This window comes from Haliea alexandrii (assembly GCF_003719295.1).
GTDB lineage: Bacteria > Pseudomonadota > Gammaproteobacteria > Pseudomonadales > Halieaceae > Haliea > Haliea alexandrii.
This window is the reverse complement of record NZ_RFLW01000001.1, coordinates 1,609,880-1,635,305: the sequence shown is the minus strand read 5'-3', so window position 1 is coordinate 1,635,305 and position 25,426 is coordinate 1,609,880. Positions and strand designations below refer to the sequence as shown.

Here is a 25,426-nt window from a genome sequence, read left to right as displayed (position 1 = left end):
TCAGCGCTTCGCTGGACCACCTCCAATAATAGCGCCCGCCTTTCCACGCTCGGCTGGCGACACAATGTATACAGTCTGGACGATGGCCAACTCATGAATTCTGAAAATTTCGGAGGCAACAACATGGCTTTTGAACTTCCCGCACTGCCCTACGAACGTGACGCGCTGGCGCCGCACATTTCCGCCGAAACCATCGACTACCACTACGGCAAGCATCACAACACCTATGTCGAAAAACTCAACGGCATGGTTCCCGGCACCGAGTTCGAAGGCAAGTCACTCGAAGAGGTGATCAAGACCAGCTCCGGCGGCGTGTTCAACAATGCGGCGCAAATCTGGAACCACAGCTTCTACTGGGAGTGCCTGAGCCCGAATGGTGGCGGTGAAGCCAACGGCGCAGTGGCCAAAGCGATCGAAGCCGCCTTTGGCTCCTTTGCCGACTTCAAGAAAGCCTTCACCGATGCCGCTGTCGGCAACTTCGGGTCCGGCTGGACCTGGCTGGTGAAGAACAGCGATGGCAGCGTTGCCATTGTGAACACCAGCAATGCGGAAACACCGCTCACCGACAGCAGTGTCACGCCGTTGCTCACCGTGGACGTGTGGGAACACGCATACTATATCGACTACCGCAACGCGCGCCCGAAATACATGGATGCCTTCTGGGCGCTGGTCAACTGGGACTTCGTGAACAAGAACCTGGCCTGACCCTACCGCCGCCGGTGCTCCCACCGGCGGCACTTCACCCCAGCGGCAATGCGGTGGTGGCTTTTATTTCTTCCATCACGAAGCTCGCAGACACATCGAACAGATCCGCTTCAATCAGGCGTTGATACAGGCGGTCGTAACCGGGCATGTCTGCGACGACCGCCTTCAACAGGTAGTCAAGCTGCCCACCCAGCCGATACACCTCGAGTATTCCTTCAACATCCTGCACGATCCGGTTAAACCGCTGCGCCCAGTCTGCATTGTGCTGGTTGGTGCGAAGGGTGATAAACACCGTGAGGCCCAACCCCACACTGGCCGGATCGAGCAGCGTAACCCGCTGGCGGATGACGCCCGCTTCCTCCAGTTTCTGTAACCGGCGCCAGCACGCCGACTTGGAAAGCGCCACCCGCTCCGCCAGATCGCCCACCGACAACGCCGCATCCGCCTGCACCAGCCGCAGAAGCTGCCTGTCCTGATTATCGAGCACCAACATGTTGCGATTTCCCCGAAGTGAAACGATTAAGGCACTATAAAACAATTATCCGGAACAACGTGCCTTATTTTACGGATTTATGCGCACAAATTCGGACAATATGCCACGATGGCAAAGGTACACTGGACCCTTGAATCAGGCTCATTACCCCCATCGCGCAGGAGCAACCGCATGTCCTCTCTCATCGCCCGCATACGGGATGCCGTCATTGGCCGGCAGCAGCGCATAACCACCCCTTTCGGAGAGAAACCGCTGGTCTATGCGGACTACACCGCCTCAGGACGCAGCCTGGAGTTCATTGAGGACTATATCCGCGAGCAGGTCCTGCCGTTCTATGCAAATACGCACACGGAAACCGCCTACACCGGTGCGCGCACTACTGCGCTGCGCGAATCCGCGCGCAGCACGATTCGCGCAGCGGTCAACGGTGGGGTGAACGACAAAGTCATCTTCTGCGGCTCGGGTGCCACAGCCGCAATCAACAAGATTATCGACATCATGAACCTGCGCCTGCCGGCCGATCTCGACCAGCGCTACCAGCTCGCGAGCGCCATTCCCGAAACGGAGCGACCAGTAGTCTTCATCGGCCCCTACGAACACCATTCCAACGAGCTCCCCTGGCGCGAAAGCCTGTGCACGGTTGCGGTGATTCCCCTCGATGCGCAGGGGGCTATTGATCAGCAGGCACTTGCGGCCGCACTGGAAAAACACGCGGCACGCAGGCACAAGATCGGCAGTTTTTCGGCGGCCTCGAATGTGACAGGTATCAAAAGTGATGTCAGCGGCATTACGCGCCTGCTCAAGCAACACGGCGCCCTGGCGTTCTGGGACTACGCCGCCGCGGGCCCCTATGTTGCCATCAACATGAATGGCGCCGACCCGCTGGATGCGATATTTCTATCGCCGCACAAATTTGTCGGCGGACCGGGCACGCCAGGCGTATTGGTGGCCAAGGCTGCACTGTTCCAAAACCGCGTACCGGCACTGGTAGGAGGCGGGACAGTGAGCTGGGTAAATTCCACAGCGCATGTCTACGCAACGGATGTGGAGCGCCGGGAGGAAGGGGGAACCCCCGCCATTGTCGAATCCATTCGGGCGGGGCTGGTGTTTTCGCTCCAGCAAGCAGTGGGTACCAGCAACATTGCCGCACTCGAAGGAGAACTCGCGGACCGCGCACTGCAGCGCTTCAGCAAGTGTTCGAACCTGGAGGTGCTGGGACACCCCACCGCGGCCCGCCTGCCCATTTTTTCACTGCGTTTTCGCCACGGCGAGCGCGATCTGCACCATGGCTTTGTGGTCGCACTGCTCAACGACCTGTTTGGTATTCAGGTTCGTGGCGGCTGCTCGTGCGCGGGGCCCTACGCCCACACCCTGTTGGATATCGACCGTGACACAAGCGACCACTTTGAGCAGGCCATTATTGCGGGCGACAGTCTGATGCGACCGGGCTGGGTGCGGGTGAACTTCAACTACTTTATTGGCGCAGAGGAATTCGACTACCTGCTCCGCGCCATCGAACTCGTCGCCGAGCATGGGTGGCGCATGCTGCCCAGCTACGCGTGGGATGCCGCACACGGTGTGTGGCGACATCGCCGAGGGCACAAGACGCCGATGCCGTCACTTGCCACACCTGGCTGGCTGGAGCAGGCTGATACCCCCGAGGATCGCCCCACTGCACTGCCGCTGGGCCCACAACTTTTACAGGCTGAAAGAATGTTGCAGCAGGAACCTGGAAACACACAGGCCTGCCCACTCCAACTGACCCCGCAAAACGAAGCGTTGCGCTGGTTCGTGTTGCCACAGGAAGTGACCAGCGGACCAGCAAGCGTACCTGCTTGACGATAGTGAACACGCCCCCTGCTCTCTCCGGGGCGGGGCGTGAAGCGCCGGCGTCTGCTACACTCGGTTCACCTTGTTCACAGCAGGTTCCCGTATGCCGCCGGACGTAACACTGTGCATTACCCCAAGGGAGCGTTTCAGCTGCGCTGTTGCCTCCCTTGAGGACATCATACGCAATACCAGCACGGGCTACGCATTGGTGTATATCGACGCAAAATCGCCCGCATCCATTGCGCGCGAGCTCAAACAACTCTGCACTGAACACGGTTTCACCTACGTCCGGCACGATCATTACCTCGCGCCCAACCAGGCCCGCAACATGGCGCTGGAACACTGCACCACTCGCTACGCCGTATTCGCCGACAACGACCTGTTCGTGACGCAGGGGTGGCTGGAAGGCCTGCTTGACTGCGCTCGCAGCACCGGCGCATGGGCAGTAAGCCCGGTTATCCTTGAAGGGGGGACCACGCCACAGGTGATCCATATGGCTGGCGGTGAGCTGAGCGAGCATCGCTCCGACGGCTACAATGCAGTACATCAGTCGCACCGCTACATGCTGCATGCCCTGCGCACCGTACGCAGCGAACTGGTGCGCGAAGCCGTGGGCATGTTTGAGTTTCATTGCGTGTTGTTAGACAGGCAAGCCTTCGCGGAAACCTGCTTCCTTGACGAGGCATTCCTCTCGCACCACGAGCATCTGGACCTGGCGCGTGAAATCCGACTCGCCGGGGGGCAGGTGTTCTTTGAACCGACTTCCGTGGTGCGCTACGACAATGCCTCACCGTTCCAGCCCTGCGATCGCGAATTCTTTGAACTGCGCTGGTGCCTCGAGTGGACCGAGAGTTCACTGGAACATGCTCGTCGCAAGTGGCACCTGGCCCCCGGCGATGCCGGGCTGGAACGCGCTGCGCGCTGGACGGAAAAACACCGCCGTCTTTTTGAGAGCACGCAAAAAGCCTGGTCTGCACGAGTACTTCCCATCGTGGTGCGGCGCGCCTTGCGCCGATGGGTGCAGAACATCAAATCAAAGCCAGCCAGCGCGCGTCCCTGACGTCAGATGCTCGTCTTCGATTTTGCACAAACCAATCTGCAGCTACGGAAACAGCTCGTCGCACTCGGCTACAGTGAGCAGGATGTCGCCCGCGTCGATACGGCCTACCAGCTCGTCGTGCCCCTGTTTTCGGCGCAATACCGGGCCAGTGGCAAGCCTTTCATTGCGCATCTGGTAGGTACCGCCAGCATCCTCGCCTCGCACCATGCAGCTGCAGATACACTGATCGCGGGGCTGTTGCACGCCACGTTTATGACAGGCGACTTCGGCTTTCACCCCGGTCGGCGCCGCAGCCGCCGACAGCGAGCCTGGTTACGCCATCACCTTGGTGCACCGGCAGAACAATTGGTAGCCACTTACGATGCGCTCCCCTGGAACGCTGCCGCCATTGCCACCTACAGACAGACCTACCCAGCACTTGATGCCATTACACGCGAGGCACTGCGCATTCGCCTGGCGAACACCTATGAAGACTTCATGGATGACGCCCTGTGCCTGCGGCGCTCAGGCAAAGCACTGCTCTATCGGGATTCAGACGTCCGGGAGAGCATTCTGGCATTGACCGATCTCGCTGACTGGCCAACGCTGAACCGTTTGCTCCGGGATGCGTTTCAGGATCTCGAGAACACATGGGCAACGATGTTGCCCGCTGAAAACAGGAAGGGCACCTCTGCACTGCGCCTGCCCGCCTCCGCCCGGCGCCGACTGATGCCAGCCGCAGAGGGCTGGCTGGCTCGGCGAATCAGACGCCTGCTGGCGAAAAGGACATCCGCCCCGACTGCACAGGGCTAAAGGAACGTCGGAACAACCGGTGCCGAAGGGTACGTCTCCTGCGCAGAGCAAACGCCACACTAGCAGCCTTGGCGAATTTGTGAAAAATTTACAATGCCATTGAGCTAAAACCGTCACAAAACGTTGCACTACAGGGTCGCTAAAACGGGCTGTTGGCGTCCAAGTGCCAGCATCCAGTACCCACGGAAGCACAGGTGTACGCTAATGCCAATAAGAATGAAAAGCGCGCTGCTGCCACTCTTGGTGATCGCTGTCGCGATCGCCGGCTATGCCGGGCTGCACGCAGCCGCCCCCGAACCGGAACAGGACACCACACCAGCACGTCCGATCAGCGTATTCACCACCACGGTACGCGCCGAAGAAACACGGTTAACGGTGCAGACACAGGGTGAAGTACGCGCGGCGACAGAGCTGGACCTGGTCGCCCAGGTGGGTGGGCGCATCGTCGCGGTTGCGCAGGAGTTTACCGAGGGCGGTCGCATCGCGGCAGGCGAAACCCTGCTCGAGATTGAAGACACCGATTACAGGCTGGCGCTGAGTGAAGCCCGCGCTGTCGTCGCCGAGGCCGATGTCAGGGTGCAGCAGGCGCTGGCTGACGCCGACGTCGCACGGCAGCAGTTGCGCAACGAACCCGGCGCCTCCCCGCTGGCTCGCAAACAACCGCAGCTCGCCGAGGCACAGGCCCTTCTGGAAGCAGCCAACGCGCGTCTGGAGCAGGCCGAACTGAATCTTGAGCGCACCCGCGTGCACCTGCCGTTCGACGGGCGCCTGCTCAGCACCCAGGTTAATGTCGGACAATATGTGACACCCGGCACACCGCTGGGACGGGCGTTCGCCACCAATCGGGTGGAGGTCCGACTGCCCCTGAGTGATGATCAGCTGGCCGCACTCGACCTGCCGATTGGCTTCACTGCGGAAATGGGGCAGGAACCCCCAGTCACGTTCAAAGCCACCGTGGCGGGTAAGCAGCACCAGTGGCAGGGACGCCTGCTGCGCCTGGATGCCGCCCTGGATCCGGGATCGCGCATGCTCTACGCCATGGCAGAAGTGCAGGATCCCTACGCGAGCGGTGCCTCGGCAGAGGGCATGCCCCTGGCAGCGGGGCTTTTTGTCGAAGCGACGATACCCGGGCGCGAGCTGGAGACAGCCCTGCTGATACCGCCCGCTGCGCTGCGCCCGGGCAACAAGGTTCATGTGCTTGATGACGATGGCCGTCTGGCGACACGGGGTGTGGAAGTACTGTCGCGCAGCGCCACCCGCGTCGTGATAGGGCGCGGCCTGCGTGCCGGCGAGCAGGTGATTGTGTCTGCTATCCGCAACCCGGTGCAGGGCATGGCACTGGTGGCGATTGCCGAGCCGGAGAACGGATAAGTGCGCAACTTCATAGGCTGGTGGGTACACAACCCGGTTGCCGCCAATCTGCTTATGCTGGGCATTCTGCTCGCCGGGGTACTGGGCTTCGTCAGCATGGAGCGCGAAGCCTTTCCGCGCTTCGAAGTGCATCAGGTCGAAATTGAAGTCACCTGGCCCGGCGCTGCCCCACAGGAGGTCGAGGAGCAGATTGTATTGCGCATTGAGGAATCCCTCGACGACCTCGATAACGTCAAGCGCGTATCGTCTACTGCCTCCGAAGGCCTTGCGCGGCTGGAGGTCAGCACCTGGCCCGATGTTGACCTCGACCAGTTTCTGAACGATGTGAAAAACCGGGTCGACGCGGTAACAGCGCTGCCCCGGGATATTGAGCCGCCGCGGGTAAAACGCAGCGATTTTCGTGAGGAGATGATTCGCATTGCGGTGCACGGCGAGGTCAGCGAGCGCGAATTGACTCGATTGGCCGAGGACCTGCGCAACGAGGTCGCCGCGTTGCCGTGGATCTCACTGGTCGAGCTGTTTGGCACGCGCCGTGAAGAAGTGACTATCGAACTGTCGCAGGCCGCCATGTTGCGCTATGGCGTCAGCTTCGACGAGGTTGCCAACGCCATTCGCGGCAGCTCCATCAACCTGTCATCCGGCCAGGTTCGCACCGCAACCGGGGATGTGAGGCTGCGCGCACGCAATCTGGCCGACAGCAGCGAAGACTTCAATCGAATTGTACTGCGCCAAAACGCGGCAGGCGCGACAGTGACTATTGGTGATCTGGCCACGGTGATCGACGGCTATGAGGAAAACGAGATTCTCGCCACCCTCAATGGTGAACCGGCGGTTCTCATCCAGATGCTCGCTACCGACAACATGCAGGTGGTCAAGGCCAGCGAGGCGGTAAAAGCGTGGATGCAGCGCACGCGCCCCAACCTTCCGGCAGGCATCAGCCTCACACTCTGGTTCGATACCGCCGACATCTACGAAAGCCGTATGGACCTGATCGGCAGCTCCGCCTGGCTGGGTCTCCTGCTGGTGTTCATGGTGCTGATCATGTCACTGCGGCCCAAGGTCGCACTGTGGGTGACTGCCGGGATTGCCGTTGCCTTCGTGGGGACCTTTGCCGTGTTGCCCGCCAACGATGTCTCGCTCAACGTGATGTCCACGTTCGCGTTTCTGCTGGTGTTGGGCATTGTGGTGGATGATGCCATTGTTGTGGGCGAAAGCATTCACCAGCACGCGCACACCGGCGGGGGCACGGAAGCCGCGATTGACGGTGCGCTGGCTGTGGCGCGGCCTGTGATCTTCGCCGTACTCACCACCATGATTGCCTTCGCACCGTGGTTTTTCGTGGACATTGAGGGCGGCAACATGACGCGCCAGTTCTCCATTGTGATTACCGCCGCGCTCACCATTTCACTGATCGAGGCATTCTGCGTGCTGCCCTCTCACCTGCGCCACTTGGAGCACCGCGAGCACATCGGCACCTGGAGAAAGCGGCAGCGACAGTTCGAGGAGAGCATCGTTGCCTTTGCCAACACGCGCTACCGTCGCCTGCTGACACTGGCCACGGAGAACCGCTATCTCACCGCCAGCCTGTTCACCGCCGCTTTCATCATCAGCTTGGGCGTCTTCACTGCGGGCTGGGTGAAGTTTACCTTCTTTCCCGAAGTACAGAATGAACAGGTGCACATCAATGTGGTGATGCCCAGCGGGGCACCCTACTCGCGCTCGCTGGCGGTCCTGGCGCGGCTGCAGGAGGCGGAAAAGCAGCTGATTGCAGAAGTCGAATCGCGCGCAGCCGCCGAGGGAGGGAGCGGCAAACTGGTGCAGGGCTGGTACACCCGTTCACGCCGCGACAGCGTGATCGCTATCGTCAGCCTGTCGCCCCCGGAAGAGCGCGCGCTGTCTGCCCGCGAAACCGCCGAGCGCTTCCGCGAACTGGTTGGAGATATTCCGGATGCGGAAGAAATCGAAGTCAGCTACACACTCAACGACCAGGGCGCGGCAATCACCTGGGTACTGCGTCACCGGGACCTCGATGTGCTACGTGCCGCCAGCCGTGATCTGCAAGCCCAGCTGCGCAGTTATCAGGGGAGTTACTACGTGCGCGACAGCCTGCGCGCCGGCAGCGAGGAGATTCACCTGAGCCTGCGACCGGGCGCGGAAAAGCTGGGGGTCAGCCTTGCCGATGTATCCCGGCAGGTGCGCCAAGCCTACTACGGCGAAGAAATCCAACGCCTGCCGCGGGAACACGGAGATGTGCGTGTCATGCTGCGTTACCCTTCGGAGCTGCGCGAACAACTCGCCAGCCTTGACAGCTTCCGGGTGAGAACCGGCGACGGTCGCGAAGTGCCGCTGTTGACCGTTGTCGCGGTAGAAGTGAACAACGCCGTCGACCGGATACAGCGCCAGGATGGCGAACGCATGGTGCGCATTTCTGCGGAAGCAGCGCCAGAGCTGGTGAGTGATATGAACAAGGACCTCACGGATAATTTTCTGCCTGTGCTGCAGGAGCGCTATCCGCAGCTGGTGGTACTGCGCGGCGGCGAACAGGAAACCGAGCAGGCATTTTTCGACGAAATCATCGCCCTGTATGCGGTTGCCCTGTTCGCCATGTATGCACTGATCGCCGTCGCTTTCCGCTCCTATGCGCTACCGTTACTCATCATGACCGCCATCCCTTTCGGCTTCATGGGGGCGATTTACGGCCATCTTCTGTTCGCGACACCCATGGCCCTGTTCTCTTATTTCGGTATCGGTGCCGCTGCGGGTGTAGTGGTCAATGACAACCTGGTACTGGTGGACTATATCGGCCGCTTGCGCGAACGGGGACACACAGCACTGGATGCCGTGTTAGAAGCGGGGGTTGCGCGCTTCAGGCCCATTCTGCTGACCACCGTCACCACCTTCGTCGGCCTGCTGCCGATCATGGCTGAACGCTCGACGGACGCACAATTTCTCAAGCCCGCGGTATTGTCGCTCGCCTTCGGTGTGCTGTTCGCCCTGCTGGTTACCCTGCTGATGGTACCCGCACTGTACCTCATCGGTGAGGACAGCAAACGCCTCGCCCGCCGCCTGTGGCCGTGGGCAGCGCCGGCTCCCGCACGCCCCGTTGAGTACGAACGGTAAAAATCACGCCCGCATACATTGCTTTGTCACACACTGGCGTTATGCTGCGCTCCGCTGCCTGGCTGGCTGGCTGGCTGGCTGGCACAAAGATTGCTCCACCTACATTGCCAGTGCCAGAAAGGCGGTTGCAACCGGCACATCACACCGGACATGCACGGCAACGGTGCGCAAGTGCACTGTAACAGGGCTTTGAATGACAGGGAGAGCGATGCAATGCAAACTGAGTTGACCACCGCAGAAGGAAAATTCCGGCGCACCGTCGGGGATGTTGTCGTTGCCGAGATGCTCTTCATTCAGGCGACGGTGGAGAGCGCCTCCGTCCTCGGCACCGGGCTACAGCAACTAGGCCACCACCTTATGGCCGCGCCCAGCGACCCGCAGCAACCGATAGGGTCCATTGCCAGCCTGCTGCAGACCACGGCCGACCGCGCGCTGGAGCCCTATAGCACACGGCTCGGCTACTTCCGCCAACTGCGGACGCTTTGAGTCGAACTCACTCGCTTTTGGCAGCCTGCATTCTGGCAAGCTGCTCTGGCGTTGCCTCCAGCTGATACTGCGCCTTCCATTCGTCGTAGGGCATACCGTAAACGCGCTCCCGGGCCTCGTCGCGGCTGAGCGACACTCCCTCCTCGGCCGCCGCCTCGGCGTACCAGTTGGCCAAGCAGTTGCGACAGAAGCCCGCCAGGTTCATCAGATCGATATTCTGCACATCCTTGCGTGCATCAAGATGTGACAATAAACGGCGAAACGCGGCCGCCTCTATGGCCTGTTGTTGTGACATGAACAGTTTCCTCCTCTATCTCTCATCGCCCATGGGGGCGACACTGCTCAAAATTAGCTGCACCAGGCGTGTTTGCCGGGTGACGCCGGTTTTGGAAAAAATGGCACTCAGGTGCGACTTTCCTGTGTTGCGGGAAATGTGCTGCTGCCTGCAGGCTTCGTCCAGTGTGGCGCCGCCGGCGAGTAACAGACTCAGTGTCGCCTCGGCGCGCGTCAAGCCGAACAGCGTCATGAGTACATCTACCGGTGCCTCCCGCTGGTATTCCGGGTCCGAAACAAAAATCGCCACTGAGGGATTGCGGCTGCCATCCGGTGCTGCCACGAGAGGCAGTGGTCGCATCAGGATGCCCGGTCCGGCACTGTTACCACTGTCGAGACGCAGGGCCTTGACCAGGCCGGGTTCGCCCCGAAGGTGCGCCTGCATAACATCGTCCAGGCACTCCCGAAAAGCCTGCTGATCCGCGCGGTGTACCAGGCGCAACTGCCCCTCGTGCTGGGTCAGCCAGCGCCCCTCCGCCAGTAGCCGCTGACCGGCCTGGTTGCTGTGGCGAATGCGCGCGCGCTGGTCGAGGATAAACGCGGCCAGCGCCATGCGGTCCACCGCCGCCGCAAACAGGGCGCGCTCGCTCTCCACACGGGCAATGCGGGCGTGCAGGCGTATGGTCTGCTGAATGTGTGGCAGCAGGCACCGGCACAGCTCGCGCTCACGCGCGGCAAAATTATCGCGCCCCGCTACGCGGGCAAACCGCAAGCGCGCGGTATTGCCCAGCTCATCACCGAGGTCTGCGCCCATGATATGCCGGATGCCCGTAGGCTCCACATACTGACGGAAGTAGGCCGATTCGTAGTAGTCCCCGGGCGGCACCAGGGCATCCACGGTGAACACCTCACCGGGGGGCAGGTTAACAAACGGGTCAAGGGCAAAATAACTTTCGTTGTAGGCGTTGACCGCATCGGGCGAAAGCACCACCGAATTGATCACCAACCCGGAATCACCCTCCCGCGGGGCGCGCAGAATCAACGTGACATAGTCCGCGGCCAGCGCCTCACCCAGCAGGCGCAGAAACTCCTGCCAGGGCGGATCGGCCACCGGCCCGCGCGATAGCGCGAGCAGCAGTTCGTTCATCGGTGCCGAAATCAAATAGTCGCGCATGGTAGGTACCGGCTGAGTATGGGCAGATTGTCACGCCTGCAGCGGAGGTGGTCAAACGCCCTGCCAAAGCCTCACGCGCCGCGCAACCGGGCAATAGCCCGCGCCGCGTGTGCGTCTTCGGCAGGGTCAGCGGGCATAGGGAACGTGATACTGTCAGCCAGCCCCGAATAGCGGTTGCGCAAGGTGTCTGCGATGCTTTCGTAGGCGCCGCGGGGCACGAAGACCTCGAGCATCTCATCAGTCACAATCGACGAGAGATCCTGCCAGCGCCCCTCTCGGGTCAGGGCCTGCAACTGGGCACCGCGCTCCTGCCAGCCAAACAGCTCCAGGCTGGGCCAGTATGCCGGCGTCGAGTAGAGAAAACCCAACAGACGGCGTTGTTGCTCCCACTGTGCAGCAACCGCCCCCTCATCCACCCCTGTGGCCACCAGCGGACCAAGAATCAGTCGCAGAGACTGCACTTGGCGTCCGGCGCGGTCAAGGCCCTCCTGCAGCCGTGGCAGGCACACCGCGCGAATATACTCAGGCGGCGTGTTGGTAGGGTGCGTGATCATGCCGTCGGCGACCCTGCCCACCATACGCGTCATGGCGGGGCCGACCGCCCCACAAAACACCGGAATATCCGGGTGCTCAATCGGCCCCGGGTTGAAGAATGGCTGCAGACGTGTAAAGCGGTAGTGTTCACCCTCGAAGCACAAGCGCGACCCGTTCTGGAAACTGTCGAAGATTGCCTTCAGCGACTGCACGTACTCACGCAGTTGTGGCACCGGCGACACCCAGCGCGCTGAGTACCGCTCTTCGATGTTCTGCTTGATTTGCGTGCCGAGGCCGAGTTCGAAGCGCCCACCGGACAGTCGCTGCAAATCCCAGGAGGCCACTGCGACTGTCATCGGGCTACGCGGAAACGCGACCAGCACCGAGGTTCCCACACGCAATCGCCGCGTTGCCTGCAACGCCAGCGCCGCCAGCAACAAGCCATCATGGATCGCATCGGGCACCTGCAGGCCGTCAAAGCCCATCGCCTCCGCCCGGGCCGCATGTGCACCGATGTCCCAGGGACCCATGGATTCCGGCGTTGTTGCATAAACCTTGAACATGTATTGCCTCCCACGTTTGCAGCGGCAAACAGAAAATACTACCGCAACACAAACACCGCGGCGAGATCAGTCATACGACGACGTGCGGTCGATATCCGCGGCCCACAGCGGCACCGCAAGCTGTTCGCCGACGAGAGGGCTTTACACAGGACGCGCCATCAACCCTCTCGGGGCAGGCGAATGAACGGCAGCAGCACCAACCCCATCAGCAGCGCGCCAATGAAGCCGACAAACGCCGCACCGTAGCTGCCGCTGGTATCATAGATCAGTCCCGCCAACGGTGGGCCTATTAGCGTGAGAGGCATAATCACCGGATTCATGAGCCCCATGACCCGACCGTAGTTGGCCGCACCGAACAGCACCGCGAGCAGAGACCCCCAGACCGGCAGCATGCCGCCAGCGGCGAGGCCAAGGCTCGCACTGCCAATGACCAGGCCGGTATAGGTTTCACTTACCAGATAACAGGACACCCCCAACAGCACCAGGATCATGGACGCCGCCAGTGCAGCGCGCAGGTCTAGGCGATCGGCAATGGCGCCAAAACTGAGCTTGCCGACTATGCCCGACAGCGCGATCACCGACACAAGAAATGCGGCGCGCTCAGCGGGTGCGCCAGTGCCCAGCGCGAAGGGAACGAGGTTTGCCAACAGCGCCGAGTAGACACCGAACAGCAGCCCCATCGCCATTGCCACCAGCCAGAAATTACGGTCGCGCAGCAACGCAGACGTCGACAGCGGCGGCGGCACAAACGCCGGCCCCGAAGGTGGTGCATCACCATCCGGATGCAAGCCGCGGTCTGCAGGGCGGTTGGACACCAGCCACACCGCGGGCAGTGTGACCAGCAGTGTACCCACGCCGAGAATGCGCAGCGCATTGCGCCACTCATAACTGTCAATCAGCCACTGCACCAGCGGCGGAAACACAAAACCACCTACCGACGTACCGACGGCGGCCACGCCCAGTGCCATTCCGCGGCGGCGCGTGAACCAGCGGGCGAGCAGGGTTGAGGTTGTCAGCGGGCCGAGCAGGTTGATGCCGAGGACCATCAAAGCGGCATAGACCAGCGGCACCTGCCAGCTGGCCGTGGTCACTGAAAGCAGTATATAACCCAGCGCCAGACCCAGCGCCCCCAGCAACATCATGCCGCGCAGTGAGCCGCGGTCAATCAGCCCGCCGAGGAACGGCGAAATCAAGCCACCGGCCAGCGTCATGCCCGTCATGCCGAGCATCATGGTCATCCGGCTCGCATTGAAAGCCTCCCCCAGCGGTACCGCCACCACGCTGTAGGAATACATGATGCTGCCATTGCTGACCATCAATACCAGAAAGGCAACGCCGACCAGCCACCAACCGTAGAACATCACTGCGCTCCGCTTACAGGGGCATGTACTCGCCGCCATTGACGTCGAGCGCAGCACCGGTCACCACGCGCGCATAGTCGGACCCGAGGAACACGGCCGCCTTGGCACAGTCGCCATCGTCCGGAATATGGCCCAGCGGAATACTGCGCGTGACCTCGGCCATGAGCTCTTCCTTGCTGCGGCCTGAAGCCTGGGATTGCCAGTCGAAATAGCCCTCTACCGCCGGGCCCCACATCCAGCCCATGTGACAGCTGTTGACGCGAATATTGTCGCCACCCAGTTCCAGGGCAAGGTGCTTGGTTGCCGCGCGCAACGCAGACTTGGACGCGCCGTAGCCACCCTGGGTGGCCAGCGGCTTGTGCTCCACCATGGTCGCAATCATGACGATGGCGCCACCACCGCCAGCACGCATAGGAGGAATACAGGCCTGGGTCAATTGCATGGTGCCAAAGAAATTCACCTCCATACTGCGCCGCCAACCATTCAGGTCAGCCTCGGCGATCGGTTCAAAGCTACCCGGGTCGTAGGCGCTGTTGAACAGGACATCAATACGGCCAAAAGTCTCTACGGTGGCGTCCGCCAGCGCCTTGCACTGTGCCTCATCGGCGATATCCGTCACCACCTTGAGTACCCGGGTATTCAAGCCCAGCGCCTGAATCTCGGCTTCGGCGGTATCCAGCTTGGCCGGCGTGCGCGCCGCCAGTACCACAGCACTGGCGCCCTCCCGGGCCGCCAGCGTGGACAATTCCTGACCCAGCCCGGGGCCAATTCCTGAGACGATAACGACCTTGTCTTGCAGCAGCATGAGACTTTCCCTCTGTTGTTATATGACGACGCGCTTTCCGCAGCCGCACCATTCTGGCAGGCATGAGGGGCAGCGCAAACGAAACCGGTGAGAGACTTCCGGGCAGTGCAGCAGTTCGAACCGGGCCCCGCCGCTACGCCTTGGTCATGCGTATTGCAATGCAACCTGCGTCTGGCCCACGCAGTCACGCAGCTGCTGCAGGAGTTCATCGCTGGGGGTGACCGCCCAGCGCTCGCCCAGCCGAATACGCGCGCGACCGGCCGGCTGCTGGTACCACAAGGATACCGGGCAACGCCCGCCGCCCGCAGCGCCGAGAGCCTGCGCCAAGCGGTCTGCAAGCGCATCGTCAAGGCTGGCCTGTGTCACTTCAATCGTCAGCTCGGCCGCGTGGGATTCGCGGATCGATTGCAGGCTATGCACATCCCGCGCACGCACCGACAACCCGCCTGAATAATCATCGTGGGCCACACTGCCCTCAACAATGACAATCTGGTCTTTCACCAACAGGTCGCGCTTTTCGCTCAGTGTTTCCGGGTAGACGGTAACCTCGATGCGCGCGCTGCGGTCGTCCAACTGCAGAATCGCCATGGTGTCACCACGCTTGGTTTTCATGGTGCGGCTGGCCACGATGAGGCCGGCGAGCATCTGGTTGCCCTGCTTGTCGGCGCGCAAATCACCAATCAGCGTAGGCGCGAAACGCTTCAACTCTTCGGCGTACTCATCAATGGGGTGACCGGTAACGTACAGTCCCAGCGTGTCTTTCTCGCCACTGAGTCGTTCGCGCGCCGACCAGGGGCGCGCGGAGCGAAACGCCGCGTACACATCGCCCGCCTCTTGGGACGCATCCGACACCACCTCGCCAAACAGGTCTGCAATGCCACACTCACGGTTGTTCGCGCTTTGCTCTGCTGTTTTCAAGGCGTCGTCCAGCGCCGCCAGCAGCACCCAGCGGTCGGCATTCAGGCGGTCAAATGCACCGGCACGAATCAGCGCCTCAATCGCGCGCCGATTGACCTTGCGCGGATCCGTGCGAGCACAGAAATCGAACAGGTCTCGAAACGGGCCGCCCTCGTCACGCGCGCGCAACAGGTTCTCCACCGGGCCCTCGCCGAGCCCCTTGATGGCACCGAGGCCGTAAATGATCGCGTTCTGCGTATCCACGGTGAACATGTACTGCCCTTCGTTGACGTCCGGCAGCCGCAGCGCCAGCTGCATGGCGCGGCATTCCTCGACAAACACCACGATCTTGTCGGTGTTCTGCAGCTCCGAACTCATCACCGCCGCCATAAAATGCGCCGGGTAATGCGTTTTCAGCCAGGCGGTCTGGTAGGAGACCAGGGCATAGGCGGCGGAGTGCGACTTGTTGAAGCCATAGCCGGCAAATTTTTCCACCAGGTCAAAAATGCGGATGGCGAGTTCGCCATCGATGCCCTTGCTGCGGGCACCCTCTTCAAACACGGCGCGCTGCTTGGCCATTTCCTCAGGTTTTTTCTTGCCCATTGCGCGACGCAGCAGGTCGGCCTCACCCAGGCTGTAACCCGCCAGCTCCTGGGCGATCTGCATGACCTGCTCCTGGTAGAGGATAATGCCGTAGGTCGGCTCCAGAATGGGCTTGAGCAGCAGATGCTGGTACTCACGGTCCGGGTAGGAGATTTTCTCGCGGCCGTGTTTGCGGTTGATGAAGTTATCCACCATGCCCGACTGCAGCGGGCCCGGCCGGAACAGGGCCACCAGAGCGATGATGTCTTCAAAGCAGTCCGGCTTCAGGCGTTTGATGAGATCTTTCATACCGCGGGATTCCAACTGGAATACCGCGGTAGTTTCCGCCGCCTGGAGCACCCTGAAGCTCGCTGCATCGTCCAGCGGGATAGCGCTGATATCCAGCGCAGCTTCACCCTGCTGCGCGCGCACGGCGTTGATCATGTGCACAGCCCAGTCGATGATCGTCAGGGTACGCAGGCCGAGAAAGTCGAACTTGACCAGGCCCGCGTCTTCCACGTCGCCTTTGTCGTACTGGGTTACCAGGCCACCGCCTGCTTCATCGCAGTACAGCGGCGAGAAATCCGTCAAGCGGGAAGGCGCTATCACCACGCCGCCGGCGTGCTTGCCCACGTTGCGCGTAATGCCTTCCAGTTGCACCGCCATGTCCCAGATTTCCAGTGCCTGGTTATCCTCGGCGAGGAAGTCCCGCAGCACTTCCTCCTGTTCCAGGGCTTTTTCCAGCGTCATCCCCACTTCAAACGGGATCATCTTGGACAGCTTGTCACCCAGGCTGTAGGGCTTGTTCTGCACCCGGGCCACGTCGCGCACGACGGCCTTCGCCGCCATGGTGCCGAAGGTGATAATTTGGGAGACGGCTTCCCGGCCGTAGGTATCGGCGACATAGTCAATCACCCGGTCGCGCCGATCCATGCAGAAGTCGACGTCGAAGTCGGGCATGGACACCCGCTCCGGGTTGAGAAAGCGTTCGAACAGCAGGTCATACTGCAGCGGATCGAGGTCGGTGATCTCCAGCGCATAGGCCACCAGCGAGCCGGCACCGGAGCCACGGCCAGGCCCCACGGGAATATCGTGCTGTTTGGCCCAACGAATGAAGTCCATGACGATCAGGAAGTAGCCGGGGAAACCCATCTGGATAATGGTATCCAGCTCGAAATCGAGCCGCGCGCGATATTCCACCTGCCGCTCGTGGAAGCTGTCGCTCGACGGGTCGAAAAGACTCGCCAGGCGCTGGTCCAGTCCCTCGTGAGACAACTGGCGAAAATAGGCATCCATCGTCAGACCGGCGGGCACCGGATAGTCCGGGAGGTAGGGCTTGCCCAATTCCAGCACCAGGTTGCAGCGCCGGGCTATCTCCACGGAGTTCTGCAAGGCCTCCGGTATGTCGGCAAACAGCTCTGCCATTTCCGCCGGTGAGCGCAGGTACTGCTGGTCGGTGTAGGCGCGCACGCGCCGCGGATCATCGAGGGTGCGCCCCTCGCGGATGGAAACACGCGCCTCGTGCGCCTCGAATTCGCTGGCGTCGAGAAAACGCACATCGTTGGTGGCCACAACCGGGCAGGCGAGACGCCCGGCAAGGTCGACGGCCGCATGCAGGTGCGACTCGTCGCCTTCACGCCCGGTGCGATGCAGCTCCAGATAAAACCGACCCGGGTACAGCGTCATCCAGTGAGCCGCTCGCGCCTCGGCCTGCGCGGCCCGACCGGCCAGCAGCGCCTGGCCAACGTCCCCTGCCGCACCGCAGGACAGGGCAATAATCCCCTCGCTGCGTTCCGCCAGCCAGGCTTTATGCACATACGGCTCGCCGAGGTACTGACCTTCGGTGTAGGCGCGGGAAATCAGCACCGTGAGGTTGCGGTAACCCGCATCGTTCATCGCCAGCAGGCACAGCGGGTATGCGCGCTCCGGGTCATCCTCGTCGAGAACCCGCAGGTCCACGCCGAAAATCGGCTTTATACCCGCGCCCAGCGCGGCCTTGTACACCTTCACCAGCGCGTAGAAATTGCAGCAGTCGGTAACTGCCACCGCAGCCATGCCCAGTGTCGCCACGCGCTCAACAAGCGGCTTGACGCGGACCATGCCGTCAACCAGGGAGTATTCAGTGTGCAGCCGGAGATGTACGAAATCGCTCATGGGGCAAGTTTACCCCCGGTGCGTCTCCGGCAACAGGTTTTTGACTGGCGCGAAGCTGCGGCGGTGCACCGGAGACACCCCCAGCTGCCGCAATGCCTGCAAATGTTGCGCTGTGGGGTAGCCTTTGTGGCTGGCGAAACCGTAGCCTGGATAGCGCCGGTCGAGATCCGTAAGCTCGGCATCCCGCTGCACCTTGGCCAGGATCGAGGCCGCGGCAATTACTGCGACACTGTCGTCACCGCCGATTACAGCCTGTGCCGGATAGGACCAGACCGGCAGACGGTTGCCATCAACCAGTACACCCACGGGCTGGGGCTGCAGCGCCTCGACCGCGCGGCGCATGGCCAGAAGGGACGCCTGCAGCACGTTCAGGCTGTCGATTTCGGCCACTGACGCTCGCCCAATCGCCCAGGCAACGGCCTGTTCGCGTATCTGCACGGCCAGGATTTCCCGACGCTTCGCACTCAGCTTCTTGGAGTCGCGCAGGCCAGCCACGGGATTGGCCGGGTCGAGAATCACCGCCGCTGCGACCACGTCGCCCGCCAGCGGTCCGCGGCCAACTTCGTCAACACCGGCCACGCCGGGGGTATCCGGGTTTATGCCCGGCGGAGCGGTCATCGTGCGCGGTCGCTCAGCAGAGCCTCTATCGCATCCGCGCAGCGTTCGCCGAAACCGAGCGCCAGAGACTGATGGATAGCGGCGAACGCCTGGCGTTGCTCAGCGGCGACCTTGGCGTTATAGAGCAGCGGCTGCACGGCCGCCACCAGGCCCGACGGCGTTGCATCCGCCTGGATTAGCTCAGGCACCAGCGCCCGCCCTGCGAGAATATTGGGCAAGGCGGCAAAGGGAATGCGCACCAGCCGCGACACCAGTGCCCAACTCAGGGGCGCCATGCGGTAGGCGACGGCCATCGGCCGCTGCACCAGCAGGGCCTCCAGCGTGGCCGTCCCCGAGGCCAGCAACACCGCATCCGCCGCTGCCATAACGTCCCGGGAACGCCCCTGCACCAGCGTGAGTGGAAGATTTGGCGCCTGTTGCAACAAGCTGGCAATCTGCACCTCGCGCTCCACATTAGCTGCCGGCAGGGCAAAGCGCAGCTCCGGGTCCGCCGCCGCCAGTCGCCGCGCCACCTCGAGAAACAGCGGCGTCAACGCGGCCACCTCGCCACTGCGGCTGCCCGGCAGCAGGGCCAGCAAGCGCCCCTCCTCTGCCAGCCCCAGCGCGTGCCGGGCATGCTCCCGTTCGGTGAATAAAGGGATCTCGTCCGCCAGCGGGTGACCAACGAAGTCAGCGGCAATACCGTGTTGGTGGTAAATGGCGGTTTCAAAGGGAAACAGGCACAACATGCGGTCCACGGCCCGGCGAATGGTGCGGATACGCCCCTGGCGCCACGCCCATACCGAAGGGCTGACCAGATGCACCGTTTTAATACCGGCGCGGCGCAGCCTGGCCTCCAGACGCAGGCAGAAATCGGGAGAATCGATGCCGATGAACACATCCGGGGGGCTGGCCAGGAAGTGCTCATAGACACTGCGTCGAATGCGCAGCAATTCCGGCAGACGCTTGAGGGGTTCAACGAAACCCATGACCGAGAGGCGGTCCATCGGAAACAGGCTGTGCAAGCCCTGCGCCTGCATCAACGGCCCACCAATACCCTCAACCTGCAAATCCGGGTAACGACGCTGCAGTGCTGAGAGAAGACGTGAGCCCAGGATATCGCCGGACGCCTCGCCAGCGAGTATGCCAACGCGCAGGCGACTGCCCGCCACTAGCGGACGATGCCGCGCTCCGAGGCGCGTATGGAGTCAATCATTACCTGCACCTCGGGCGTGTCGCGCAGCATGGTCTCCAGGCGCTGTATCGCCAGCTCCAGGGTCAAACCCTGCCGATAAACAATCTTGAAGGCACGCCGCAGCTGGCTAATGGCCTCGGAGGAAAAACCGCGGCGACGCAGTCCCTCGATATTGATGGTCTTGGCTTCTGCGGGGGCGCCACTGACCGTGACATAGGCCGGCACATCCTTGCCTATCGCTGTGCCCATACCGCTGAAACTGTGCGCGCCAATCTTGCAGAACTGATGCACCAGCGTGTAGCCGCTGAGGATGGCCCAGTCACCCACCTTGACGTGGCCCGCAAGCGCCGTGTTATTCACCAGGATCGTGTGGTTGCCGATAGAGGAGTCGTGGCCGATGTGCACATACGCCATGATGAGATTGCTGTTGCCAATCGTCGTCTCCGCCCGGTCCTGCACCGTGCCACGGTGAATCGTCACATTCTCGCGAATAATGTTGTTGTCACCAATCACCAGGTAGGTGGGCTCATCGCGGTATTTGAGATCCGGGGTCGCCTCGCCAATCGTCGAGAACTGGTAGATATGGTTACCCGCGCCTATGCGCGTGGGACCTTTGATCACCACATGGGATTCTATCTTGCAGCCCGGGCCGATCTCGACGCCGGGACCTATCAGCGTCCAGGGGCCAACCTCAACGTCGCTGGCAACGGTGGCTGAGGGGTCTACGATGGCCTGGCTGTGAATCATGGCTCAGCGATCGGCACAGAGAATCGTGGCAGAGGCGCACAGGGCACCGTCGACATCGGAACTGACCGCAAATTTCCAGATGCCGCGCCGATCGGAGAGGATCTTCGCCCGCAACATGACCTGATCGCCCGGCACACAGGGGCGTTTGAAGCGCAGGTCATCGGCGCCGACAAAGTAGTACATGGAGCCATCGGCCGGGGTTTTATTCATGGATTTGAACCCCAGAATGCCCGCCGCCTGGGCCATCGCTTCCAGCAACATGACGCCGGGGAAAACAGGTTTCTCCGGGAAGTGACCGTTGAAAAAAGGCTCGTTGATGGTGAGGTTCTTGCAGGCGACGATGGACTCGCCAAGGTTCAGCTCCAGCACCCTATCCACGAGCAGAAAGGGATAACGGTGCGGTAAATGGTTACGAATTTCGGAAATGTCCATGATCAAACTGCGGGTCCCCCACGATCACTGTTGTTGCTGTTTTTCCAGTCCCGCGAGGCGCTTCTGGATGCTGTCCAACTGTGCAAAACGCACAGCGCTGCGCTTCCAGTCCCGGGTGGAGGCCATCGGTGTTCCCGACGAATAGGAACCGGGCTCGGTAATGGACTTGGTAACCATGGTCATACCCGTGACATGCACGTTGTCGCAGATTTCGACGTGACCAACAACACCAACGCCACCCGCGAGCGTGCAGTTCGCGCCTATAATCGTGCTTCCCGCCAGCCCCGTGCAACCGGCTATCGCGGTATTTTTGCCGATGTGGCAATTGTGGGCGATTTGCACCAGGTTATCGATAATCGCGCCGTCCTCAACCACGGTGTCTTCCAGGGCGCCACGATCAACCGTAGTACAGGCGCCGATCTCCACGCGATCACCAACGCGGACGCCACCGAGTTGATGAATTTTCTGCCAACCCTCGGGGCTGGGGGCAAAACCAAAGCCGTCGGCGCCGAGCACTGCATTGGCGTGCAGCGTGCAATGCTCGCCGATCACCACATCGCAGTAGAGCACAACGCCGGGGTGCAGGCGCGTACCCGCGCCGATACGGCAGCGCTCGCCAACCACGCAATTGGCCCCCAGCACCACATTGGCGCCGATGTCGGCACCGGCATCGATCACCACATTGGCACCGACTGACACGCCTGCAGCCAGCGTGGCCCGGGGAGACACTGTCGCACTCGGGTGAACGCCGGGCTCAGCGGCGCTTTCATCGACAAACAGCGCGGTGGCCCGGGCGAAGGCGAGATAGGGATTTTCTGCAAGCAGACAGGCGACGGGGCAGCGCTCGGCCTGGTCTGGCCGCAGAATAACGGCGCCCGCTCGGGTCTGTTCCAGCTGCCCCAGGTAGCGGGCATTCGCCAGAAAAGACAACTGGTTCGCATCAGCTCGCCCCAGCGGCGCAATGCCCGTCACCGTCAGCGATGGGTCACCGCGCAGGTCGACCCCCAGGAATGTGGCCAACTCTCCCAGGGTACGCATAAGGGCTTACTCGGTGAAGGCCTGGTTGAGCTTGTCCGTGACCTTGGCGGTAATGCTGTAGCCCGCGTCTGCGTGAATCACGGAACCGCGCTGCAACAACAGCCCGATGCCTTCGGTGGAGATGAGCTCTTGCAGCACTTCCTGTACCTTGGGCGACATTTCCTGCAACAGCTGCTGCCCTACCTCTTGCTCCGTCTGCTGCAGCTTGCCCGCCACGTGCTCGAGGTCAGCCTGCTTGCTGGCGAGGCTGCGGCGCGCTGACAACTGCTGGTCCTGACTCATGACCGCGGAATCCTTCTGGTAGTCCTTGACCATCTTGTCCAGTTCGTCCTTCAGGCGGTCGAATTCCGCCTTGTCGGACTTGTAGGCGTCGTTGCTGCGCTCAGCCGTCAGGCGCTTCTGCGCGTGGTCCGTTTGCAGGATAGCCTGCTCCAGGTTGACCACGGCGATCTTGCCCTGCGCCCAACCGAGGGTCGGCAGCAACAGTGCGGCGGTAATACATACGGTTTTGAGGACTTTAGACACAATACACTCCAATGTCAGAAAAAATGATCAGAAACCCCGACCCAGTGTGAACTGGAAAATCTCGCGCTCATCTTCGGGGGACTCGTTGAGCGGCTTGGCAAGGCTGAAACTCATGGGGCCGAAACCGGTAATCCATGTAACACCGACACCGACCGAGTAACGGAGTTCATCCGCATCGATATCAAAGCAGTTCAGCTGGTTGCTGGAGCACTTGGTGTTGAACACGTTGCCCACATCGAAAAAGAACGCGGAGCGCAGCTTGCTGCGATCCTTCAGGAACGGCAACGGGAACAGCAATTCGACGCTGCCTTCAATCAGGGCATTACCACCGAAGGGGTCAGGCGTGGTGTCGGGCACGCTGAACGTCAGCTTGCCGGTGTTCGGGTCGTAGCGGTAACCGAACTGGCTGCCATCGGGGCCGCCCACTTCAGTCGCATTGCCGTCTTCGTCAACCGCGGTCACCGGCTGGTTGATGTCATACAGTGCCGCCGGGGTGCCACGAGGGCCCAGGGTATTGCTCTCGAAACCGCGCACGGAGCCAAAACCACCGGAGAAAAAGTGCTCGAAGAACGGCAGGTTGGTGGTATCGCCGTAGCCGTCACCGTAGCCCAGTTCGGTGCGGAAACGCACAATCCATTCCTCGGTAATGGGCATGAACTTCTCACCGCGGTACACCAGTTTGTAGAACTGTGCATCGGAGCCCGGAACCGCCACCTCGAACACCAGGGACTGCGCCTCGCCGCGCGTGGCGAGAATACCGCGGTTGAGCGTAGACTGGTTCCAGCTCAGCGACGTGGTCCAGTTGAGGTACTCATCGCCGTTCAGGTCGAGGAACCCGGGCTCCTCGGGAATGGTTAGGGCACCATCAGGCAGTTCCTCCAGCGGGCGAAACACTTCCGGTGCTGAAAAGGTACCGTCGGGCAACAGGTTGCTCTCGAAGAAGCCCTCTACGCCATCGATCAGGCGCGGGCTGGCCTTGATCTCCTGCACGGCAAAGCGACCGGCGGTGATATCCGTATTGGCCACCCCGAAACTGAACCCCAGGCGCTGGGTCTCCTTGATGGGGTAACCAAAGTTGAGCGCTGCACCGAGGGTGTCGGTGGTGTAGCGCGCCACGTTGATCTCCGACAGGTCGGTAGAGCGGTAGAAGACGTTGAAACCACGGCTCACGCCATCTTCGGTAAAATAGGGGTTGGTGTAGCTGAAGTTGTACAGGTCCTGATAGCGCGACGAGTTGAGGCCAATGCCGATACGCCGCCCGGTGCCCAGGAAGTTGTCTTGCTGCAGGTTCAGGCCGAAGATCAGGCCGGCGTCCTGGGCGTAGCCAAAGCTCGCGCCAATGCTACCGGAGGACTGCTCTTCCACCGTGAAGTCGACGTCGATCAAGTCATCGTGGCCCGCCACCTCGGGCGTTTCCACGGTCGCCTTGCTGAAATACCCCAGCCGTTCCAGACGGATACGGGACTGCTCAATCGCCGAGGCAGAAGCCGGCGCGCTTTCCATCTGGCGCATCTCGCGACGCAGCACTTCATCCGCTGTTTTCTGGTTGCCCTCGAAGCTGATCCGGCGCACGTAGGTGCGCTTGCCCGGGTCAACAAAGAACTTGAGGCCCACGGTGTTCTCGTCCTCGTTCACTTCCGGTATGCCGGTGACCTTGGCGAAGTTGTAGCCCTCGTTGCCCAGTCGGCGAGTTATGAATTCTTCGGTGGAAGTGACCTGCTGCTGGGAGAAGGTCTGCCCCTCCCCCACGAGAATAAAGCGTCGCAGGTCGCTTTCGGGCAACACCAGATCACCGGAGAGGTCGACACTGCTCACCGTGAACTTCTCGCCCTCGGTGACGTTCGCGGTAATGTAGACCGAGCGCTTGTCGGGAGACACGGAGACCTGCGTGGAATTGATGGTGAACTGCAGGTAACCGCGGTCGAGGTAATAGGAGTTGAGCTTCTCCAGGTCCCCGGTCAGTTTCTCGCGGGAATACTTGTCATCGTTGGTAAAAAACGAAAACCAGCCGGTCGTCTGCAATTCCAGCAGATCGGTGAGTTCCTCGTCGCTGAACACCTCGTTGCCCACCACGTTGATGTGCTTGATGGCGGCGACTGTGCCCTCGTCCACATCAATATTGATCGCAACCCGGTTGCGCGGCTCGGGCAGTACTTCCGTTTCGATGTTCGCGTCGTAGCGTCCCTGTTGCACATACTGGCGCTGTAGTTCGAGTTGCATGCCTTCCAGGGTCGAGCGCTGAAACACCTGACCGATCGCGAGGCCGGCACCGCGCAGGCCGTCGAGCAACGCCTCGGTTTCAATTGCCTTGTTACCCTCGATATTGATTTCACTGATACTCGGCCGCTCGGCAACAATCACCACCAGCACGTTGCCATCCCGACCGATACGGATATCGTCAAAGTTGCCGGTCGCAAACAGGCTGCGGGAGGCCGCACGGATGGCCTCGGCGTTAACCAGGTCTCCCACGGCAAGCGGCATCGCGGCAAACACGGAGCCGGCGGAAATACGCTGCAGACCCTCCACGCGAATATCCGCGACAATGAAGGAGGCGTCCTGGGCCTGGCCCAGCGGAGCGAGCAGCAGCAAAGCGAGTGCCAGCAGCAGATTAATGCGTTTTTTCAAAATAGTCCCAACCACTGGTGAGGCCCGACCCCAAGGTCCTTGATGTGTCATTGCCCGGGTTGCCCAA

At 61.5% G+C, this 25,426-nt stretch carries 21 protein-coding genes; 7 read left to right on the top strand and 14 right to left on the bottom strand.

Annotated features, from left to right (window positions below):
* Positions 1–123 precede the first annotated feature (123 nt).
* Positions 124–705, top strand: a complete 582-nt coding sequence (gene sodB / locus EGJ68_RS07380; protein ID WP_123034107.1) for a superoxide dismutase [Fe] — start codon at positions 124–126, stop codon at positions 703–705.
* 34 nt (positions 706–739) lie between these two features.
* Here sodB and EGJ68_RS07375 read toward each other — a convergent pair whose 3' ends face one another.
* Positions 740–1,198 (bottom strand): Lrp/AsnC family transcriptional regulator, encoded by a 459-nt coding sequence (locus EGJ68_RS07375; protein WP_123033795.1) that lies wholly within the window; start codon positions 1,196–1,198, stop codon positions 740–742.
* 171 nt (positions 1,199–1,369) lie between these two features.
* Here EGJ68_RS07375 and EGJ68_RS07370 point away from each other — a divergent pair, with 171 nt between their 5' ends.
* The 6 genes from EGJ68_RS07370 to EGJ68_RS07345 all read left to right on the top strand — a co-directional run bounded on the left by EGJ68_RS07370 (position 1,370) and on the right by EGJ68_RS07345 (position 9,857).
* The gene (locus EGJ68_RS07370) at positions 1,370–3,037 is read left to right on the top strand and encodes an aminotransferase class V-fold PLP-dependent enzyme (RefSeq protein ID WP_123033794.1); all 1,668 of its coding nucleotides are present in this window, start codon (positions 1,370–1,372) and stop codon (positions 3,035–3,037) included.
* Positions 3,038–3,131: 94 nt separating this feature from the next.
* The gene (locus tag EGJ68_RS07365) at positions 3,132–4,088 is read left to right on the top strand and encodes a glycosyltransferase family 2 protein (protein WP_123033793.1); all 957 of its coding nucleotides are present in this window, start codon (positions 3,132–3,134) and stop codon (positions 4,086–4,088) included.
* A gap of 6 nt (positions 4,089–4,094) precedes the next feature.
* Positions 4,095–4,880: a DUF6817 domain-containing protein gene (locus EGJ68_RS07360; protein ID WP_123033792.1), complete on the top strand. Its 786-nt coding sequence runs from the start codon at positions 4,095–4,097 to the stop codon at positions 4,878–4,880.
* Positions 4,881–5,084: 204 nt separating this feature from the next.
* On the top strand, positions 5,085–6,251 hold the full coding sequence (locus tag EGJ68_RS07355) for an efflux RND transporter periplasmic adaptor subunit (RefSeq protein ID WP_233248708.1): 1,167 nt from the start codon (positions 5,085–5,087) through the stop codon (positions 6,249–6,251).
* On the top strand, positions 6,252–9,371 hold the full coding sequence (locus tag EGJ68_RS07350; RefSeq protein WP_123033790.1) for an efflux RND transporter permease subunit: 3,120 nt from the start codon (positions 6,252–6,254) through the stop codon (positions 9,369–9,371).
* A 213-nt stretch (positions 9,372–9,584) separates the two neighbouring features.
* Positions 9,585–9,857 carry a hypothetical protein gene (locus tag EGJ68_RS07345; protein WP_123033789.1) on the top strand — a complete coding sequence of 91 codons (273 nt, stop codon included), beginning with the start codon at positions 9,585–9,587 and terminating at the stop codon, positions 9,855–9,857.
* Positions 9,858–9,864: 7 nt separating this feature from the next.
* Here the strand turns inward: EGJ68_RS07345 and EGJ68_RS07340 are convergent, their stop codons facing one another.
* The 13 genes from EGJ68_RS07340 to bamA all read right to left on the bottom strand — a co-directional run bounded on the left by EGJ68_RS07340 (position 9,865) and on the right by bamA (position 25,410).
* Entirely contained in the window at positions 9,865–10,152 is a 288-nt protein-coding gene (locus EGJ68_RS07340; RefSeq protein WP_123033788.1) for a DUF1244 domain-containing protein, read from the bottom strand.
* A gap of 15 nt (positions 10,153–10,167) precedes the next feature.
* Entirely contained in the window at positions 10,168–11,304 is a 1,137-nt protein-coding gene (locus EGJ68_RS07335; protein WP_123033787.1) for a helix-turn-helix transcriptional regulator, read from the bottom strand.
* A gap of 71 nt (positions 11,305–11,375) precedes the next feature.
* Positions 11,376–12,401 carry a TIGR03617 family F420-dependent LLM class oxidoreductase gene (locus EGJ68_RS07330; RefSeq protein WP_123033786.1) on the bottom strand — a complete coding sequence of 342 codons (1,026 nt, stop codon included), beginning with the start codon at positions 12,399–12,401 and terminating at the stop codon, positions 11,376–11,378.
* A 158-nt stretch (positions 12,402–12,559) separates the two neighbouring features.
* Entirely contained in the window at positions 12,560–13,762 is a 1,203-nt protein-coding gene (locus EGJ68_RS07325) for an MFS transporter (RefSeq protein WP_158283554.1), read from the bottom strand.
* A gap of 13 nt (positions 13,763–13,775) precedes the next feature.
* On the bottom strand, positions 13,776–14,567 hold the full coding sequence (locus EGJ68_RS07320; protein ID WP_123033784.1) for an SDR family oxidoreductase: 792 nt from the start codon (positions 14,565–14,567) through the stop codon (positions 13,776–13,778).
* Positions 14,568–14,711: 144 nt separating this feature from the next.
* Entirely contained in the window at positions 14,712–18,200 is a 3,489-nt protein-coding gene (gene dnaE, locus EGJ68_RS07315) for a DNA polymerase III subunit alpha (RefSeq protein ID WP_123033783.1), read from the bottom strand.
* 9 nt (positions 18,201–18,209) lie between these two features.
* Complete coding sequence (gene rnhB / locus EGJ68_RS07310) at positions 18,210–18,818, bottom strand: ribonuclease HII (protein WP_123033782.1); 609 nt, start codon at positions 18,816–18,818, stop codon at positions 18,210–18,212.
* The gene (lpxB, locus tag EGJ68_RS07305; protein WP_233248707.1) at positions 18,815–19,969 is read right to left on the bottom strand and encodes a lipid-A-disaccharide synthase; all 1,155 of its coding nucleotides are present in this window, start codon (positions 19,967–19,969) and stop codon (positions 18,815–18,817) included. The genes rnhB and lpxB overlap by 4 nt, the downstream gene beginning before the upstream one ends.
* Entirely contained in the window at positions 19,969–20,739 is a 771-nt protein-coding gene (gene lpxA, locus EGJ68_RS07300) for an acyl-ACP--UDP-N-acetylglucosamine O-acyltransferase (RefSeq protein WP_123033781.1), read from the bottom strand. The genes lpxB and lpxA overlap by 1 nt, the downstream gene beginning before the upstream one ends.
* A 3-nt stretch (positions 20,740–20,742) precedes the next feature.
* Entirely contained in the window at positions 20,743–21,171 is a 429-nt protein-coding gene (fabZ, locus tag EGJ68_RS07295; protein ID WP_027948594.1) for a 3-hydroxyacyl-ACP dehydratase FabZ, read from the bottom strand.
* A gap of 24 nt (positions 21,172–21,195) precedes the next feature.
* The gene (lpxD, locus tag EGJ68_RS07290; protein ID WP_123033780.1) at positions 21,196–22,209 is read right to left on the bottom strand and encodes a UDP-3-O-(3-hydroxymyristoyl)glucosamine N-acyltransferase; all 1,014 of its coding nucleotides are present in this window, start codon (positions 22,207–22,209) and stop codon (positions 21,196–21,198) included.
* 6 nt (positions 22,210–22,215) lie between these two features.
* Positions 22,216–22,734, bottom strand: coding sequence for an OmpH family outer membrane protein (locus EGJ68_RS07285; protein WP_123033779.1), 519 nt, complete (start codon positions 22,732–22,734; stop codon positions 22,216–22,218).
* 27 nt (positions 22,735–22,761) lie between these two features.
* Complete coding sequence (gene bamA, locus EGJ68_RS07280; protein ID WP_123033778.1) at positions 22,762–25,410, bottom strand: outer membrane protein assembly factor BamA; 2,649 nt, start codon at positions 25,408–25,410, stop codon at positions 22,762–22,764.
* Positions 25,411–25,426: the final 16 nt, after the last annotated feature.

Coding starts and splice junctions, on each gene's coding strand:
- EGJ68_RS07330 (WP_123033786.1), bottom strand. CDS start 12,401: ATGTTCAAGGTTTATGCAACAACGCCGGAATCCATGGGTCCCTGGGAC.
- EGJ68_RS07365 (WP_123033793.1), top strand. CDS start 3,132: ATGCCGCCGGACGTAACACTGTGCATTACCCCAAGGGAGCGTTTCAGC.
- fabZ (WP_027948594.1), bottom strand. CDS start 21,171: ATGGACATTTCCGAAATTCGTAACCATTTACCGCACCGTTATCCCTTT.
- EGJ68_RS07355 (WP_233248708.1), top strand. CDS start 5,085: ATGCCAATAAGAATGAAAAGCGCGCTGCTGCCACTCTTGGTGATCGCT.
- bamA (WP_123033778.1), bottom strand. CDS start 25,410: ATGACACATCAAGGACCTTGGGGTCGGGCCTCACCAGTGGTTGGGACT.
- dnaE (WP_123033783.1), bottom strand. CDS start 18,200: ATGAGCGATTTCGTACATCTCCGGCTGCACACTGAATACTCCCTGGTT.
- EGJ68_RS07375 (WP_123033795.1), bottom strand. CDS start 1,198: ATGTTGGTGCTCGATAATCAGGACAGGCAGCTTCTGCGGCTGGTGCAG.
- lpxD (WP_123033780.1), bottom strand. CDS start 22,209: ATGCGTACCCTGGGAGAGTTGGCCACATTCCTGGGGGTCGACCTGCGC.
- EGJ68_RS07370 (WP_123033794.1), top strand. CDS start 1,370: ATGTCCTCTCTCATCGCCCGCATACGGGATGCCGTCATTGGCCGGCAG.
- EGJ68_RS07335 (WP_123033787.1), bottom strand. CDS start 11,304: ATGCGCGACTATTTGATTTCGGCACCGATGAACGAACTGCTGCTCGCG.
- sodB (WP_123034107.1), top strand. CDS start 124: ATGGCTTTTGAACTTCCCGCACTGCCCTACGAACGTGACGCGCTGGCG.
- EGJ68_RS07325 (WP_158283554.1), bottom strand. CDS start 13,762: ATGTTCTACGGTTGGTGGCTGGTCGGCGTTGCCTTTCTGGTATTGATG.
- EGJ68_RS07360 (WP_123033792.1), top strand. CDS start 4,095: ATGCTCGTCTTCGATTTTGCACAAACCAATCTGCAGCTACGGAAACAG.
- EGJ68_RS07320 (WP_123033784.1), bottom strand. CDS start 14,567: ATGCTGCTGCAAGACAAGGTCGTTATCGTCTCAGGAATTGGCCCCGGG.
- rnhB (WP_123033782.1), bottom strand. CDS start 18,818: ATGACCGCTCCGCCGGGCATAAACCCGGATACCCCCGGCGTGGCCGGT.
- lpxA (WP_123033781.1), bottom strand. CDS start 20,739: ATGATTCACAGCCAGGCCATCGTAGACCCCTCAGCCACCGTTGCCAGC.
- EGJ68_RS07345 (WP_123033789.1), top strand. CDS start 9,585: ATGCAAACTGAGTTGACCACCGCAGAAGGAAAATTCCGGCGCACCGTC.
- EGJ68_RS07340 (WP_123033788.1), bottom strand. CDS start 10,152: ATGTCACAACAACAGGCCATAGAGGCGGCCGCGTTTCGCCGTTTATTG.